Origin of the sequence: Kitasatospora sp. NPDC056181 (assembly GCF_042266225.1) — a bacterium.
Taxonomy (GTDB): Bacteria; Actinomycetota; Actinomycetes; order Streptomycetales; family Streptomycetaceae; genus Kitasatospora.
The window spans coordinates 28,446-41,485 of the sequence record NZ_JBHJUK010000005.1 but is presented as its reverse complement, the minus strand read 5'-3'; the positions used below and the strand labels follow the sequence as shown (position 1 = coordinate 41,485).

Genomic DNA, 13,040 nt, shown 5'->3' with positions numbered 1-13,040 from the left:
CCTTGGCTGTTGTCACGGGGGGGGGGGGGGGGCGGGGTAACCTTGTGGCGGCCGGGGGCGGGTTGTTGTGGGGGGGCGGCCCGGTCGGGGGCCCGCCCCACGGGAAAACGGGTCAGGCGACGGTGAACTTGAAGGTGCGGTCCTTGTCGCCGGTCTTGTCCATCACCGAGGTGATGGCGTCGGCGACGTCCTGCGGGGTGATCGCGGCGGTCTGGCCGTTCTTCTTGACCTTCACCTTGTCGAACACGCCGGCCAGCTGGCTGTTGAGCGCGTCCAGGTCCCACTTGGGCGCGATCTTGCCGGAGGCGTCCGGAACCAGGGTGAGGGTCTTGGGGGCCGTCTTCGGGCCGAAGTCCCAGGTCTTGGCGCCGGCCACGAGGTGGATCCTGCCGTTCACCGCGGACTTCCCGAGGCTGTCCGCGGCGGCCTGCAGGGCCTGCGGGGAGATCTTGGGCTGGGCGGCCGTGACGGTGAGCGCGACGGGCTGCTCGGCCTTGCCCGCGGCGCGGTCGCGGTAGGCCGCCTCGACCTGGTCGACGGCGGAGGCGGAGTCCACCGCCTGGCCGGCCTTGCCGGGCACGACGACCGGCTCGCCGTTGTCGCCGAACTTGACGTAGCCCTCGGTCAGGCCCTGCCCCGAGCCGGCGGCCAGCGTCTCCAGGGCGGCCTTGAGCTTGGCCCGGTCCACCTTGACCTCCGGCGGCACGGCCTTCTCGTCGCCCTTCAGCGAGGTGATCACGTCGACCGGGCTGTACGAGTGCTGGGTGAGCTTGTCCACGGTGGCCGTGGTGTCGAAGCTCAGCCCGGCGACGGCCGGGTCGAGGTCCAGCGTCTGGTCGCCGATCTTCAGCTTGACCGGCTGCTGGCCGGCCTTGCCGACGCTCTCGTCGAGCTGGTGGATGGCCTGGTCGCGGTTGCTGCCGCCGATGTCCGTGCCGAGCACCACGGTGCCCTTGGGGATGTCGGACTGGTTCATCATCAGGCCGGTGCCGTACGCGGCGGCGCCCAGGAAGAGCACACCGCCGACGCCGTAGACGCCGAGCTTGACGAGCTTCTTGCCGGAGCCGCCCCGCTTGGCCTTGGCGGCCTCGGTCTTCGGGGCCGCCGGCTTGGCGGACTCGCCCGGCCGGGGGCCGGGCGCGGGCACCGGGGTGGCGCCGGCCGGGGCCTCGCCGTCCGGGCCGGGGCGGGCGCCCGGGCGCGGCTGGGCCGGGGAGGTGTTGAACGGGTCGGCCGGGGCGGCGGGCTCGCCCTGGCGGCCGGGGGCGCCCGGGAAGAGGCTGCCCGGGGCGGCGCCGCCGTACGGCTCGGCGCCGGCCGGGGGCCGCTGGGCGGCGAACGGGTCGGTGGCGGCCGGGGCGGAGGCGAACAGGCCCGGCTGCGGGGCGCCGTTCTGGGACGGGCCGTTCTGGGGCCGGCCGGATATGGCGGAGGGCGGTGCGGCGTCCTCGCGGATCGGCTCGAAGCCGTCGACCGAGGTGTCCTCCGGGTTCGCACCGCCGGGCGCACCGCCGGCCGGACGACCCTGGCCCTGCGGCTGCGGACGGCCGCCGCCCTGCGGCTTGCGGCGCGGCAGGTCGCGCTTGGGGGCGAAGGGGTCGGCGGGCGCGCCCTGGGCGAACGGGGCGTCCTCGTACACGCCGGCCTCGTCGGCCGGGGTGTCCGGTCCGGCGCCGAACGGCGAGGCGGGCGCACCGGTGGGGCGCGGCGCGGGCGCGGGTGCGGAGGCCTGGGCGGGCAGCGGGCGGCCGCCCTGGCGGGCCGCGCCGGTGCCCTGCTGCTGCGGACGGCCGGCGTTCTGCGGGCGCGCGCCGTTCGGGCGGGCCTCGGCAGCGGGGGCGGGCGATGCGGCCGCGGCCGGTCCGGCGGCGGCCGCAGCCGCGGCGGGGGCGGGCTCGGCGGCCGCGCCCTTCTTCTGGCGCGGCCGGAACCAGGCGCCGGTGGACTCGGACTCCGAGGTGGCCGGCGGGATCTCCCACTCGGGCGGCAGGTTCGGCGGGGTGGCCGTGCGGGGGCTGCCGTCCATCACACCGAGCACGGGGGAGGACGGGGCGGCCGAGCGGTGCCGGGGGCCGGCCGGATCGGCGGCGGGCGGGTTCTCCTCGCCGGGGCCGTCCTCGCTCTTGACGGTGGAGCGGACCACCACCGGCGGGATCGGACGGGAGCCGGGGATGTTGATCCGGACCCGCGTGGTGAGCGTGGTCTCGGTCTTCGGGGCCTCGTCCTCGTCACCCGGCGCCGAGCCCTCGACGGCACCGGCACCCGAGCGGTCGCCGCCGGGGAACCCCGGTGTGCCGTAGGGCGGGGTGCCCGACGGGTAGGCGTCCGGACCCGTGCGCCGAGGCGTCGGGTGGGCGTTCTCAGATTCGCGGCTGCTCAATGCTGCTCTGCTCCGGGTTCGCGGGCGGGCCGTGCGGCGCGACCGCGGGTTCGTGGGCGCCGGGCCTGGCGGGCGGCGGTCGGGTACGGCGTTCTGCGGCACCACCATACTGGGAAGAACTGGGGGGCGAACCGGTTCGGATAAAACCTGATACGTCCGGTTCCTCCGGTATGAGAGTACGACCGGGTGGTCCTGACTGCTCGTCGTACGCGGTACGGTACGCGGCCCCGCGGGGCGGTCAGCGCGGGGGGCCGGGCACTCCGGGGAACCAGCTGGTGCGGGTCGGCAGGGTGGCGCAGATCACGCCCAGGATCGATCCGACGAACAGCCAGGCGAGCGACGTGGCATTGGTCCAGAGCACATTGTCCCCCTCCGGCCGAGGGACCATCAGGAGCAACAGGGCGAGGAACCAGCCGGCCGCGGGCAGCGCCGCGCCGAGCCGGGTGCCGGTCACCCGCAGGCCCGCGTAGAAGGTCGCCGCGGTGGCGGCCAGGGCCAGCAGGACTCCCACGGGCGGCCACAAGGCCTGCACAAATGCTCCGCAGACCGACACCGCGATGCCCAGCAGAAAGAACAGGACATAAGCCGCGATCCGCCCGGCCAGCGGGGGCTGGGGCTCCTTCAGGCGCTCCTCCCGGGTGCCGAGGACGGCCACCGCGATCGACCGGTGGGGCGCCTTCTTCACGGCGGGCCCCTTCTTGTCGGTGGGCGCCTGCTTGTCGGTGGGCGCCTTCTTGTCGGCGGGCCCGGTCATCGGGTGCTCCCCTCGGCGGTGCGGGTCGCGACGGTGTCGTCCGCGACGGCGTCGTCCGCGGTGGTGTCCAGGCCGGCGAAGAGGTCGGTCTCCGGCAGTTGCGGCCCGGCCTGGCCGCGCACCAGCTGGTAGTACTCGGTGGCGACCAGTGGCTGGCCGAGGTTGTTGGAGAGTGCGAACGAGGTGCCGTCCACGGTGATCTGGGTCGCGTGCGCGGCCATCGCGGCGGCCTTGCGGGCGGCGTACGCGGCGCCGTCCAGCACGGTCGTGACCACGGCGTCGTCCACCACGCCGGGGACGTCGGCCGGCTGCGCGACTCCGGGGAACCGCGCCTCGGCGGCGGTCCGGGCGAGGCCCTCCCCGAGCACCGAGCGGGGCATCCGGTTCCAGTACACCTTGGCGATCCGCCAGGCCGGGCCGAGCTCGGGGCGGTACGCCGGGTCGGCGGCCAGGTCGTGCGCGCGCATCGCGACCCGGTGCGCCTGGATGTGGTCCGGGTGCCCGTAGCCGCCGTTCTCGTCGTAGGTGACCAGCACCTGCGGCCGCACCTCGCGGACCACCGCGACCAGGTGGCCGGCCGCCTCGTCCACGTCGGCCTGCCAGAAGCAGTCGGGCACGTCGTTGTCGGGGACGCCCATCATCCCGGAGTCGCGGTAGCGGCCCGCTCCGCCCAGGAAACGGAAGTCGGCGACGCCGACCGCGCGCATGGCGTCGGTCAGCTCGCCGATCCGGTGCTGGCCGAGGGCGTCGTCCCGGTCCGCCGTGAGGTGGGCCAGCTCCGGCGCGATCACCTCGCCGCCCTCGCCGAGGGTGCAGGTCACCAGCGTGACGGTTGCGCCCTCGGCGGCGTACCTGGCCATCGTGGCGCCGTTGCCGATCGACTCGTCGTCGGGGTGGGCGTGGACCAGGAGCAGGCGGCGGCCGGTAGTCATGGGAGGAAGCCTAAGCCGTGTCCGGCGGGGGCCCGGCGGGCGGCCGCGGGGAGTCAGAGCTTCAGGCCGTTGATCATCCCGGCGAGGTTGCTGGTGACCTCGCTGATCGAGGGGGCGATGGAGCTGGACGCCAGGTAGAAGCCCAGGAGCGCACAGACGATCGCGTGCGCGAGCTTCAGACCGGAGCGGCGGATCAGCACCACCACGATGACCAGCAGCAGCATGGCTGCGGAGACGGACAGGGCCATGTCGGCTCACACCCCTTCTCGGGTGCGCCGCCCCTCGGGAGGACGGCGGTCGGGACCGTGGGGACCTTCGGTCGGGTGACCGGGGCCCGGGACGGGGCCGACGATCACTCGCTGGACCAGTCATACCCGATGGGTGAGCGGAGCATTACGTTCAGTGAGTCTGCACACGCCGGGGCGTGGTGGCACGAACGGGGCGCATGGGCCGGTCGGAAGGGGTGTGGGGCCGTTCGGCGCACGCTTGGGGACGATGCTCCGAACGAGTGATCACAATGCACCGGGTGGTGGCACCGGAACGTCATAGGGTCTGGTGCCATGACCTCCCACACCCCTGCGGACACCTTCCCGAGGCAGTACGCGCGCACCCTGCGCTACACCGTCGGCGCTCCCCGGTCGTTCTCCGTCGCATCCGACGGCTCCCGGGTCGTCTTCCTCCGTTCGCGCTCCGGCAGCGACCGCGCCAACCTGCTCTGGACCCTCGACACCGCCACCGGCGAGGAGCGGATTGCCGCCGACCCGGCCGTCCTGCTCGGCGGCGGCGAGGAGGACCTCTCGCCGGCCGAGAAGGCCCGCCGCGAGCGCAGCCGCGAGGGCTCCGCCGGCATCGTCGGCTACGCCCTGGACGGCGCCGGCACCCTGGCCGCCTTCGCCCTGTCCGGCCGGCTCTTCACCGCCGACCTGGTGGCCGGCACCACCACCGAGCTGCCCGCCGAGGGCCCGCTGCTGGACCCGCGGCTCTCCCCGGACGGCACCTTCGTCGCGTACGCCAACACCGCCGGCGAGCTGCGGCTCACCCGCACCGACTCGACCGCCGACTGGGCCTTCGCCGAGCCGGACGGCCCGAACGTGACCTGGGGTCAGGCCGAGTTCATCGCCCAGGAGGAGATGGACCGCGACCGCGGCTTCTGGTGGTCCCCGGACAGCGACCGGCTGCTGGTCGAGCGCGCCGACGACAGCCCGGTGCGCCGCTGGTGGATCGCCGACCCGGCCAACCCCGGCAGCGAGCCCGCCGAGATCGCCTACCCGGCCGCCGGCACCGCCGACGCCGAGGTCGGACTCTGGGTCCTCGGGCTGGACGGCACCCGGGTCGAGGTCGACTGGGACCGCGCCGCCTTCCCGTACCTGGCCCGGGTGCACTGGTCGAAGGGCGGCGTGCCGCTGCTGCTCGTCCAGGCCCGCGACCAGCGCAGCCAGCGGATCCTGGGTGTGGACGTGGAGACCGGCGTCACCGAGGTGCTGCACGAGGAGCGCGACGACGCCTGGCTGGAGCTGTTCCCGGGCGTCCCGGCCTGGACGCCGGACGGCAAGCTGGTCCGGATCAGCGACATCGAGGAGGTGCGCGAGGCCCCGCAGCAGGGCGGTGACGGGCCACGGGAGGGCGTCCGGGCGCTGGTGATCGGCGACCAGGCCGTCACCGGGGCCGACCTGCACCTGCGCTCGGTCCTCGCCGTGACGGCCGACGAGGTCTTCTTCACCGCCTCCGGCGGTGCCGGCGAGACCGACCCCGAGCCCGGCTGGATCGCCGTCGGCCGCATCGGCCACGACGGCAAGCGGCTCGGCTGGGAGGCCGCCAACGGCCGCCCGTTCACCTCCGTCACCAGCGCCGTGCACGCGGCCGGGATCACCGTCCGGGCCACCGCCGAGCCCGACCTGCCCGGCACGCTGGTCCAGGTCGCCCGCGACCTGCCGGAGGGCGTGGTGGTGGACGACATCGCCACCATCGAGTCCTACGCCGAGACCCCGGTGATCACCGCCCGCCCGGTCTTCCGCTACGCCGGCGAACGCCGCATCCCCGCCGCGGTCTTCCTGCCCACCGGCTACGACCGGGAGCGGGACGGCCTGCTGCCCGTCCTGATGGACCCGTACGGCGGTCCGCACGGCCAGCGCGTCGTCCAGGCGCACAACCCGCACCTCAACTCCCAGTGGTTCGCGGACCAGGGTTTCGCGGTGATCGTCGCCGACGGGCGCGGCACCCCCGGGCGCGGTCCGGCCTGGGAGAAGTCGATCGCGTTCGACTTCGCCGGCGCCACCCTCGACGACCAGGTGGACGCGCTGCACGCGCTCGCCGGGGAGTTCCCGCTCGACCTCGGCCGGGTCGCCATCCGCGGCTGGTCGTACGGCGGCTACCTCTCCGCGCTCGCCGTGCTGCGCCGCCCGGACGTCTTCCACGCGGCCGTCGCCGGCGCCCCGGTGACCGACTGGGAGCTGTACGACACCCACTACACCGAGCGCTACCTCGGCCACCCCGCCGAGCGGCCCGAGGTGTACGCGGCCAACTCGCTCAGCGGGTACGCGGCCGGGCTGGAACGCCCGCTGATGATCATTCACGGCCTCGCGGACGACAACGTGGTGGCCGCGCACACCCTGCGGCTCTCCTCCGCCCTGCTCGCGGCCGGCCGCCCGCACACGGTGCTGCCGCTGTCCGGCGTGACGCACATGACCCCGCAGGAGGAGGTCGCGGAGAACCTGCTGCTGCTCCAGGTCGACTTCGTCAGGAAGTCGCTGGGGATCTGACCCCCACCCCTGGCAGCCTGCGGCTGCGGCGGCCGGTACCCGTGACCCGGGTGCCGGCCGCCGGCATGACATCCGTCATGCCGAAGGCACGACGGCGGGCACTGACGCCGTACCGGGCCCGCGCGGAACCCTGAGGTGGTGCGAACGACACCAGCAGGGGAGAGGACCGGGGCGATGAGCGCGGAGGTGGCCGCCTTCCGGGGCGTCGGCAAGAACTACGGGCGGGTGCGGGCCGTCGACGGGCTGGACCTGGTGCTGCGGCCGGGGGAGACCGTCGCCCTGCTCGGCCCGAACGGCGCGGGCAAGTCCAGCAGCCTGGACCTGCTGCTCGGCCTGCGCGAGCCGGACCGCGGCACCGTCTCGCTGTTCGGCGGCGCCCCCCGCGCGGCGATCGCGGCCGGCCGGGTCGGCGCGATGCTGCAGAGCGGCGGGCTGATGGCCGACGTCAAGGTCCGCGAGCTGGTGAGGCTGGCCTGCGACGTCCACCCGCGCGGCCGGGCCGTCCGGGAGGTGCTGGAGGACGCCGGGATCACCGACCTGGCCGAGCGCCGCGTGGACCGGCTCTCCGGCGGCCAGGAGCAGCGGGTCCGCTTCGCCCTGGCGATCGCCGGCGCCAGCGACCTGATCGTCCTGGACGAGCCCACCACCGGTATGGACGTCTCCGTCCGGAAGGCGTTCTGGTCGAGCATGCGGGCGCAGGCCGACGCCGGGCGCACGGTGCTGTTCGCCACCCACTACCTGGAGGAGGCGGACTCGATCGCCGACCGCGTCCTCGTCCTGCACCGCGGCCGGCTGATCGCCGACGGCACCTCCGCCGAGATCAAGGCGAAGGCCGGGGCCCGCCGGATCACCTTCGAACTTCACGAGGCGGACGGCCCGTTCGACGAGTCGTCGCTGCGCGCCCTGCCCGGCACGCTGGCGCTGGATGTCAGCTCCCGGGTGCCGGGGGTGCGGACGGTCCGGATCCGGACCGCGGACGCCGACGCGGGCGTCGCCGGACTCTACCGGGCGGGCCTGTACCCGCGCGGCCTGGAGGTCACCGGCCTGGGCCTGGAACAGGCCTTCCTCACCATCACCGGCGAGCAGGACGCCGCCGGCACCAGCGAGCTCACGACGGAGGCCGTGCGATGACCACCCTGATCCGGCTGGAGGTCCTGCGCACCCTGCGCAACAAGAAGTACCTGCTCTTCACGGTCCTCTACCCGGCGCTGATGTACTTCTTCTTCATCCACGCGTACGGCACCGACACCTCGGCCGGCGGCCTGCCGGTGAAGAACTACTTCATGGTGTCGATGGCCACCTTCGGGGCCGTCGGTTCGGTGCTGACCGGCACCGCGCAGCGGATCTCGCTGGAGCGCCGGAGCGGGTGGACCAGGCAGCTGCGGCTGACCGCGCTGCCCGGCCGCGCGTACACCGTGGCGAAGATCGCCGCCAGCGCGGTGACCACGCTGCCCGCGATCCTGGTGGTGTTCGTGGTCGGCGCGGCCCAGGGCGTGCAGCTGGGCGCGGGGCAGTGGGCCGGCCTGGTGGCGGCGCTCTGGCTGGGGAGCTTCGTCTTCGCGGCGCTGGGGGTGGCGTTCGGCTACGCGGCCGCGCCGGACTCGGTGCAGACCATCGTGATGATCGCCTACATGGCGATGGCGCTCTTCGGCGGGACGTGGTTCCCGGTGACCGGCACGCTGGAGACGGTCGCGCGGTTCAACCCGGTGTACCTGTACAACAGGCTGGCCACCTTCACCCGGCCCGGGCACTCGCTCGACCTGGTCGCGGTGGCCGGACTGACCGGCTTCCTGGTGCTCTTCACCGCCGCCGCGGCCGCGCTGTACCGCCGGGACACCCGGCAGGCATGATGGCGTCCATGTCAGACACGCCCCTCACCAGCCGATCCGACGAGCAGCCGGAGACGGGGGCGGGGCGGGTGTCGTTCATGAACGTCCCCGGGGCGCCGGTGGAGTCCAGGCGGCAGCTGCTGGTCAAGGTCAGCTGGATGCTGCTCTGGATGGTCTACCTGGCCTACCCGGTGGGCGACCTGCTCCAGCAGAAGCACACGACGGCCGCCACGGTGGCCGGCTGGGCCGCCCTGGTCGCCTTCGTCGGCGCCTACGTCAGCCTGGTGGTCTTCCGCTCCCGGCCCGGGGCGCCGCCGCGGGCCGCGCAGGCGGTGGTGGCGATGATGGTCGTCATCGCGGTCGTCGCCGCCTTCGGCCTCGGCACCTCCTGGCTGACGCTGTTCACCTACGCCTCGGTGGCGGTCGCGATCATCGCGCCGCCGCGGTACGGCCTCGCCGGAGTGGGCGCGATGGCCGGGCTCACCGTGGTGGTCGGGCTGCTCAGCCACGCCGACCCCGGGGCGATCCCCACCATCGGGCTCACCGCCTTCCTCTCCGGCGTCGCGATGACCGGGCTCCAGCGGCTGGTCACCACCATGCGGGAGCTGCGCGAGGCCCGGGCTGCCGTGGCCCACCTCGCCGCCTCCGAGGAGCGCCTGCGGCTGGCCCGGGACCTGCACGACCTGCTCGGGCACTCGCTGTCGCTGATCACGCTGAAGAGCGAGCTGGCCGGCCGCCTCATGGACGGCGGCAACGAAGGGGCGGCGCGGGCGCAGGTCGCCGACATCGAGCAGGTGGCCCGGCAGTCCCTGATCGACGTCCGGGAGGCCGTGACCGGGTTCCGCCGGCCCACCCTGCCGGTCGAACTCGCCGCCGCCCGTACGGCGCTGGCGGCCGCACAGGTCCATCTGGAGGCGGCGCCGGAACTGGTCGACGCCTGGCCGGGGCTGGCCCAGGAGGAGGCGGGCGCGCTGGCCTGGGCGCTGCGCGAGGCGGTCACCAACATCGTCCGGCACGGTGACGGCGCCACGCTCTGCACCGTGCGGGGGGACGAGGTGTGGGAGGGCGGCGGCGAGCGGTACGCCGTCCTGGAGATCGCCGACAACGGTGCCGGGCCGGGCAAGTCGGCGCCGGGGAACGGGCTCTCCGGACTCGACGAGCGGCTGGCGCTGGTCGGCGGCCGGCTGGAGACCGGGCCGGGCGAGCGCGGGAGGGGCTTCCGGCTGCGGGCGCTGGTGCCGCTGCGGGAGGTCTCCAGCCCCGCGGCCAACGCTTCCTAGGCGTCGGGGAGTTCGAGGACGAAGCGGGCGCCGCGCGGGGAGGGGCGACCCGCAGGGTGCCGCCGCGCCGGGTCACGGTGTCGGCCGCGACGGCCAGTCCGGGGCCGCTGCCGCCGGCGTCCCGGCCGCGCGCCTCGTCGAGCCGGGTGAACGGCTCGAAATGCACACGCCCCGGGCCGTGCGGGCGGCCGGGCGGAGCCGGGGCCGGAACCGAACCCGTCCGGGCGGGCGTCTGCCAGTCATGCCCACTGCTCTCGTACTCGGAATCGACCCGCATGCCGTGCCGGGCACGGACGGTGACGCCCTGCGGGCGGCCCTCGACGCCGAACTCGCCCGCTTCGGCGATCACGGCATCGAGGCGGCCATGACCTTGATCCCCTTGGACGAATCCGCCGAAGCCACGGTGATCGCGGCCCTGGGCTCGCGCGCGTGGGACGTCGTGGTCATCGGCGGTGGCATCCGCAAGACCGAACAGCTCCTGCCGCTCTTCGAGCAGGTCGTCAACCTGACCCGCCGCCATGCCCCGGGCGCCGCGATCGCTTTCAACACCAACGGCGGCAACAGCGTCGAGGCCGCCCGGCGCTGGCTGTAGCGGTGCCGGTGGAGCGGGAGGCCGGTCCGGCCTCCTACTCCACGTGCTCCCCGGCGAGCAGGCCCGGCAGCTCGCGCATGTCGTGGAACACCACCGTCCCCGGGCCCTCCAGCAGCGCGGCGTCCGTCAGGCCGCCCGCGTAGCCGAAGGCGCGCATGCCGGCCGCGCGGGCGGCCTGGACGCCGGGGCGGCTGTCCTCGACCACCGCGCAGGCCGCCGGGTCGACGCCCATCCGCCGGGCCGCGTACAGGAAGAGGTCCGGTGCGGGCTTGCCGTGGGCGACCTCGGTGGCGCTGTGGATGCGGCCGGCGAAGCGCTCGTAGAGCCCGGTGCGCCCCAGGGTGTGCCGCATCTTCTCGTGCGAGCCGCTGGAGGCGACGCAGGTCGGCAGGGTGATCGCGTCCAGTGCCCCGGGCAGGCCGTCGACGGCCTCCAGCCGGGTGTCCACCTCCTCCCGGTGGAGCTGTTCGAACCGCTGCCACCACAGCGCCGCCGTCTCCGCGCCGAGGCGCTCCTCGATCTGTGCGCCGATCGACGCCTGCGAGCGGCCGATGAACCGCGCGATCACCTCGGCCTCGGTGAGCGGCCAGCCCAGCTCCGCCCCCAGCGCGATCTGGACGCGGGCGGCGATGCGCTCGCTGTCGACGAGGACGCCGTCGCAGTCGAATATGACGAGTTCAATCGGCTTGATCATCCCGGCAGCCTAGGGCCCTTCGTCGAACTCCCGTCGTCCGCCGGGCAGACGGGGGTCCGAGGACGGGGCCGGTGCCGCCGGTGTCCGGCCGGGCGGCTATGCGCCGGTCCGGGCCCGCAGCGCCCGGGTGAACCAGCCGAACACCGCGGCCAGGCTCTCCGGCACCGGCCAGCCGTTGATCACCGACAGCAGCTGCCAGTACCGCTCGGCGCGCGGGTCGCCGGCCGTCTCCAGCCGCCGCAGCAGCCAGTGGCGCAGCTCCGCGTCGTCCGGCCGGCCGAAGGTTTCGGCGTACTGCGCGGTGAGGCCGTCCACCACCGCGTCGGCTGCCGCGGACTCCGGGGCGACGCGGGCCGCGAGCGCCGCCCCGACCCGCTCGCGGACGGTCGTCGTGAGCGCGTGGTGCAGCCCGCCGGGGTCGCCCGCGGCGCGTTCGGCTGCCTGGTGCTCCGCCATCCTCCGCACCGAGGCGCGGAACCCGTCGTCCTGGACCAGTTCGCCCAACTCCACCCAGGCCTCGACCTGTGGGGCGCTCGGCTCGTCGGGCAGCTCCGGCATGGCCGCGCGCATCATCGCGACGAACTCCGGGTTGGCGTCCAGGCCGCCGAACGCCTCGTCGATGAAGTCGCCGATCAGGCGCCGCCGTTCGGCGTCCGAGAGCTTGGCCAGCTTGTGCATGAGTCTCATCTCCTCTGGTGTCGAGCCGCGTTCGGCCACCGCCCGCAACACCGCACGGCGCAGCCGGAGCGTGCGGATCTGCACGTCCAGCGCCTCGGCGTGCGCGGCGGCGACCTCCCGAAGCGGTGCTTCCCGCTCCAGTACCCGCCGGACGGTGGCGAGGTCGAGTCCCAGCTCGCGCAGCGTCCGTAGCAGGTCGAGCCGGGCAAGGGCGTGGACGTCGAAGCGGCGGTAGCCGGCCGGCGTCCGGCCGGCGGGGGGTACGAGCCCCTCGTCGGCGTAGAAGCGGATCGCCTTGACCGTCAGCCCGGTCCGCCGGGCCAACTCGCCGATCGAGTACCGCACATCGTCGTCGTCCACGTGCTCCACTCTGGCGTCTCCCCCTACCGGAGACTCAAGCGGATTCTCCGGGGGCGCACGCGTCCGGCGTCCGGGCGGGCCGCGTCCGCGGTGCCGGGCCTGCGCCGGCCGGTCGGTGGGGCGGACCCGGGCACCCCCCGTCCGCCGCCGGTCCGGTAGCGATCTTGTCCCGGGTGGCCGGACGTCCCTAGGCTGACCCGATGGGACTCTTCGACGCATTGACCGGTACCAGGCACCCCGGCGGCGGTGTCGCCCCGCGTTCCGCCGAGGACGTCCGGGCGGCGCTGCTCGGGCTCAACGGGCCCGACGTGCCCTTCGTGGTCCGGAACGGCACCGCCTCCGAGGGCGCCGACCTGGTGGCGGAGTGGCGGATCCGGGATCCCGCCTGGCGCACCTTCTTCGCCCGGACCCAGCCGGCCCGGACCGTCACGACCCGGATGCGGCTGGTCCCGGCCGGCCACGAGGTCCGTGCCCTCGACGAGCAGCAGGAGGTCACCTGGGTCGGGGACACGCCGAGGCCGGCGTCGTCGCGCGAGTACTCCCGAGGGCGGGTGACCACGGTCTCGCGGGACTGGAAGGTCGACCGCGGGGCCGACGGCCGCCTGCAGGCGACGGAGGTGTCCCGCTTCGACACCGGGGAGATGAAGGGCCTGCTGCAGGAGGCGGTCCTCGGTGCGGGATGGACCTGGCGCGGTGTGCTCTTCAGGCTGTGACCGACCTGCCGTAGCGGTGGCGCGGCACCGGCCCGCCCGTGCGCTGCCGAGGCCCCGTCGGGCAGGCTC

Annotated in this window: 12 protein-coding genes; 6 read left to right on the top strand and 6 right to left on the bottom strand. The window is 74.6% G+C overall.

Features of this window, described 5'->3' with window-relative positions; all coding sequences use genetic code 11:
* Positions 1 to 112 precede the first annotated feature (112 nt).
* The 4 genes from ACFC1F_RS03905 to ACFC1F_RS03890 form a co-directional block, all read right to left on the bottom strand.
* Positions 113 to 2,380 carry a peptidoglycan binding domain-containing protein gene (locus ACFC1F_RS03905; protein WP_376155460.1) on the bottom strand — a complete coding sequence of 756 codons (2,268 nt, stop codon included), beginning with the start codon at positions 2,378 to 2,380 and terminating at the stop codon, positions 113 to 115.
* Positions 2,381 to 2,618: 238 nt separating this feature from the next.
* On the bottom strand, positions 2,619 to 3,134 hold the full coding sequence (locus tag ACFC1F_RS03900; RefSeq protein ID WP_376155459.1) for a DUF6113 family protein: 516 nt from the start codon (positions 3,132 to 3,134) through the stop codon (positions 2,619 to 2,621).
* Positions 3,131 to 4,066 (bottom strand): N-acetyl-1-D-myo-inositol-2-amino-2-deoxy-alpha-D-glucopyranoside deacetylase, encoded by a 936-nt coding sequence (gene mshB, locus ACFC1F_RS03895; protein ID WP_376155457.1) that lies wholly within the window; start codon positions 4,064 to 4,066, stop codon positions 3,131 to 3,133. Before mshB ends, ACFC1F_RS03900 begins: the two co-directional genes overlap by 4 nt.
* Positions 4,067 to 4,119: 53 nt before the next feature.
* Positions 4,120 to 4,314, bottom strand: a complete 195-nt coding sequence (locus ACFC1F_RS03890; RefSeq protein WP_209411136.1) for a DUF2304 family protein — start codon at positions 4,312 to 4,314, stop codon at positions 4,120 to 4,122.
* A gap of 312 nt (positions 4,315 to 4,626) precedes the next feature.
* On the opposite strand from ACFC1F_RS03890, the gene ACFC1F_RS03885 reads away from it, so the two are divergent.
* From ACFC1F_RS03885 to ACFC1F_RS03865, 5 genes are all read left to right on the top strand, one after another.
* Positions 4,627 to 6,825, top strand: a complete 2,199-nt coding sequence (locus tag ACFC1F_RS03885; protein WP_376155455.1) for a prolyl oligopeptidase family serine peptidase — start codon at positions 4,627 to 4,629, stop codon at positions 6,823 to 6,825.
* A 174-nt stretch (positions 6,826 to 6,999) separates the two neighbouring features.
* Positions 7,000 to 7,956: an ABC transporter ATP-binding protein gene (locus ACFC1F_RS03880; RefSeq protein WP_376155453.1), complete on the top strand. Its 957-nt coding sequence runs from the start codon at positions 7,000 to 7,002 to the stop codon at positions 7,954 to 7,956.
* Positions 7,953 to 8,675, top strand: coding sequence for an ABC transporter permease (locus tag ACFC1F_RS03875; protein WP_376155451.1), 723 nt, complete (start codon positions 7,953 to 7,955; stop codon positions 8,673 to 8,675). Before ACFC1F_RS03880 ends, ACFC1F_RS03875 begins: the two co-directional genes overlap by 4 nt.
* An 8-nt stretch (positions 8,676 to 8,683) precedes the next feature.
* Positions 8,684 to 9,934: a sensor histidine kinase gene (locus ACFC1F_RS03870; RefSeq protein ID WP_376155449.1), complete on the top strand. Its 1,251-nt coding sequence runs from the start codon at positions 8,684 to 8,686 to the stop codon at positions 9,932 to 9,934.
* A 241-nt stretch (positions 9,935 to 10,175) separates the two neighbouring features.
* On the top strand, positions 10,176 to 10,526 hold the full coding sequence (locus tag ACFC1F_RS03865) for a hypothetical protein (RefSeq protein WP_209411140.1): 351 nt from the start codon (positions 10,176 to 10,178) through the stop codon (positions 10,524 to 10,526).
* A gap of 34 nt (positions 10,527 to 10,560) precedes the next feature.
* On the opposite strand, the gene ACFC1F_RS03860 is transcribed toward ACFC1F_RS03865, so the two are convergent.
* Together ACFC1F_RS03860 and ACFC1F_RS03855 are read right to left on the bottom strand one after the other, a co-directional pair.
* Positions 10,561 to 11,220, bottom strand: a complete 660-nt coding sequence (locus ACFC1F_RS03860) for an HAD family hydrolase (RefSeq protein ID WP_376155447.1) — start codon at positions 11,218 to 11,220, stop codon at positions 10,561 to 10,563.
* Positions 11,221 to 11,316: 96 nt separating this feature from the next.
* Complete coding sequence (locus tag ACFC1F_RS03855; protein ID WP_376155445.1) at positions 11,317 to 12,258, bottom strand: MerR family transcriptional regulator; 942 nt, start codon at positions 12,256 to 12,258, stop codon at positions 11,317 to 11,319.
* Positions 12,259 to 12,458: 200 nt separating this feature from the next.
* Between ACFC1F_RS03855 and ACFC1F_RS03850 the strand changes: the two genes are divergently transcribed.
* Complete coding sequence (locus ACFC1F_RS03850; RefSeq protein WP_376155443.1) at positions 12,459 to 12,971, top strand: hypothetical protein; 513 nt, start codon at positions 12,459 to 12,461, stop codon at positions 12,969 to 12,971.
* Positions 12,972 to 13,040 lie beyond the last annotated feature (69 nt).

What these genes read in the sequence shown, in the direction of transcription:
- ACFC1F_RS03900 (WP_376155459.1), bottom strand. Translation starts at nt 3,134, where the DNA reads ATGACCGGGCCCGCCGACAAGAAGGCGCCCACCGACAAGCAGGCGCCC.
- mshB (WP_376155457.1), bottom strand. Translation starts at nt 4,066, where the DNA reads ATGACTACCGGCCGCCGCCTGCTCCTGGTCCACGCCCACCCCGACGAC.
- ACFC1F_RS03890 (WP_209411136.1), bottom strand. Translation starts at nt 4,314, where the DNA reads ATGGCCCTGTCCGTCTCCGCAGCCATGCTGCTGCTGGTCATCGTGGTG.
- ACFC1F_RS03885 (WP_376155455.1), top strand. Translation starts at nt 4,627, where the DNA reads ATGACCTCCCACACCCCTGCGGACACCTTCCCGAGGCAGTACGCGCGC.
- ACFC1F_RS03880 (WP_376155453.1), top strand. Translation starts at nt 7,000, where the DNA reads ATGAGCGCGGAGGTGGCCGCCTTCCGGGGCGTCGGCAAGAACTACGGG.
- ACFC1F_RS03875 (WP_376155451.1), top strand. Translation starts at nt 7,953, where the DNA reads ATGACCACCCTGATCCGGCTGGAGGTCCTGCGCACCCTGCGCAACAAG.
- ACFC1F_RS03870 (WP_376155449.1), top strand. Translation starts at nt 8,684, where the DNA reads ATGTCAGACACGCCCCTCACCAGCCGATCCGACGAGCAGCCGGAGACG.
- ACFC1F_RS03865 (WP_209411140.1), top strand. Translation starts at nt 10,176, where the DNA reads ATGCCCACTGCTCTCGTACTCGGAATCGACCCGCATGCCGTGCCGGGC.
- ACFC1F_RS03860 (WP_376155447.1), bottom strand. Translation starts at nt 11,220, where the DNA reads ATGATCAAGCCGATTGAACTCGTCATATTCGACTGCGACGGCGTCCTC.
- ACFC1F_RS03850 (WP_376155443.1), top strand. Translation starts at nt 12,459, where the DNA reads ATGGGACTCTTCGACGCATTGACCGGTACCAGGCACCCCGGCGGCGGT.